This window comes from Cytophagia bacterium CHB2 (assembly GCA_030263535.1).
Classification (GTDB): domain Bacteria; phylum Zhuqueibacterota; class Zhuqueibacteria; order Zhuqueibacterales; family Zhuqueibacteraceae; genus Coneutiohabitans.
Genome location: SZPB01000620.1, coordinates 1 through 2,140, shown reverse-complemented (window position 1 = coordinate 2,140; position 2,140 = coordinate 1). Strand labels below are relative to the sequence as shown.

At 52.6% G+C, this 2,140-nt stretch carries 3 protein-coding genes; all 3 read left to right on the top strand.

Features of this window, described 5'->3' with window-relative positions:
- The first annotated feature begins 148 nt into the window (after positions 1-148).
- Positions 149-406: a type II toxin-antitoxin system HicB family antitoxin gene (locus tag FBQ85_29555; GenBank protein MDL1879277.1), complete on the top strand. Its 258-nt coding sequence runs from the start codon at positions 149-151 to the stop codon at positions 404-406.
- 22 nt (positions 407-428) lie between these two features.
- A complete protein-coding gene (locus FBQ85_29550) occupies positions 429-614 on the top strand; it encodes a type II toxin-antitoxin system HicA family toxin (protein MDL1879276.1) in 186 nt (61 codons plus the stop codon).
- A 1-nt stretch (position 615) separates the two neighbouring features.
- Positions 616-2,140: VacB/RNase II family 3'-5' exoribonuclease (locus FBQ85_29545; protein MDL1879275.1), on the top strand; the 1,525-nt coding region annotated here is incomplete at its 3' end.

Below are 2,140 nucleotides of genomic sequence, written 5' to 3'. Positions count from 1 at the left end.
GGAGCATCTTTTTTGCGAACGAGCCGATCCTGCGCATCATGTCGGAAGCGCCAACCGCAGAAGCGGCGGAGCAATTGTGCGACGAATTGATGCGAGTGGTTCAAAATTGATGTGATTTGAATACTATATTCCGATTCGAGTTGATTTCATGCAAAACATTTATAAACTGCCGCTATTGCTGGAACCGCAGCCCGAAGGGGGATATACCATAACCTGCCCTCTATTGCCGAATTTGATTACTGAGGCTGATTCATTGGATCAAGTCATTCCAAACGTTGCAGACGCGTTAGCAGCCTTGATTGAGGCCTACCAAGATCTAAAAAAACCTCTGCCCACGATATTGCAACCCTTGCAGGCCGATACAACGATTTGGACTGAAATGCTGATTCCCGCGAGGGCAGCGTGAAATCCGATGAAGTCGCAAAGAAATACGCAAGCTGGGCTGCGAAGAGATACCCCGACGATCAGGCGGCTCTCATCGAAAGTGGCACAACCCCACTACCGGAAACATTGCCCCCGTGCCTGATTGGGGCGGCAAAGACCTTAAACTGGGAACATTGCGGCACATTGTCCGCCAATTGAACTTAAACTGGGAGGAATTCAAACGAGCTTAATATGAAAGACCTCATCGATCGCACACTGGAAGTGCTGGCGCAGCAGCCTTCGCGCCAATTCAAAGCCAAAGAGCTGGCACGCCTGCTGCACGTGCCGCCGGCAAAGTATGCCGAGTATCGCAGTTTGCTCAGATCGCTGGCGCAGCAAGGCTTGCTGGCAAAATTGCGGCGCAATCATTTCGGCCATGCGCGCCAAACCTCGACGGTGACCGGCAAGCTGCATGTGAAAACGCAGGGTTATGGTTTTCTCATCGTCGGTGAAGATCAGGAAGATGTTTTCATTTCGCAAAAAAACATGCGCACCGCGCTCAACGGCGATTTGGTGAAAGTCGAGTTGTTTGCGCGTCCTACCGGCCGTCGGGCCGAGGGCCGGGTGGTGGAAATTCTCCAGCGCAGCCGCAGCAATATTGTTGGCACATTGCGCCACGGCAAGCATTTCTACTTTGTAAAGCCGGACGACATCAAGCTGCTGCGCGACATCTACATTCCCGAAGAAAACCTCAATGGCGCGAAAGCCGGACAAAAGGTTGCTGTCACCATTGAATCCTGGGAGGATGAGCTGCAAAATCCGGAAGGGCGCGTGGTGAAAGTACTCGGCTTCCCCGGCGAGCCGGGCGTGGATGTGCTTTCGGTGGCGTACGCCTTTGATTTGCCCGCAGCCTTTCCACCTGAGGTCGAACACGAGGCTGAGCAACTGGCGATGGAGATCACGCCGGAGTTGTTGGCGCAGCGGCTTGATCTGCGTGATCGCTTGACCTTTACAATCGATCCGGAAGACGCCAAAGATTTTGATGATGCCATTAGTATGCGCGAATTGGAAAACGGCAACATTGAACTGGGCGTGCATATTGCCGATGTGAGCCATTTCGTGCAGGAAAAATCCGCACTCGATCAAGAAGCGCTGGCGCGCAGCACCTCGATCTATCTCGTCGATCGCGTGGTGCCGATGCTGCCCGAGCGTCTCAGCAACGATTTGTGCAGCTTGAAACCGGATACCGATCGTTTCACGTATTCCTGCATGATGGAAATCTCGCCGCGCGGCAAAGTGGTAAATTATCAAATCGCTGAAACAATAATCCATAGCAAAAAACGCTTGAATTACGAGCAGGCGCAACGTATTATCGACGGCAAGGAGTCAGCAACGCCGGAAATCGATGAGACGCTGCGCAAATTGAATCGCCTCGCAAAAACCTTGACCAAACAGCGTCTGCGCAACGGCAGCCTGGATTTCGACACGCCCGAGGTCAAAGTCATTCTGGATGAAACGGGCGCGCCCATCGAAATCCGGCGCAAGGAACGGCAGGAATCAAATCGCCTGATCGAAGAGTTCATGTTGTTGGCGAATCAGACGGTGGCCAAGCATATCGATGTGACGCTGAAGAAGCAGTATCGCAAGAAACCGCCGTTTATTTATCGTATTCACGAAGCGCCGGATCCGCTCAAAATGAAGGATTTTGCGCTGTTTGTGAAGGCGCTGGGCTTAAAATTCGATCACCAGCAACAAGTCACCAGCAAGCTGCTCAGCG

Bases quoted from the DNA above. Each gene is read 5' to 3' on its own strand.
- FBQ85_29555 (MDL1879277.1), top strand. From the start codon at position 149: ATGCAAAACATTTATAAACTGCCGCTATTGCTGGAACCGCAGCCCGAA.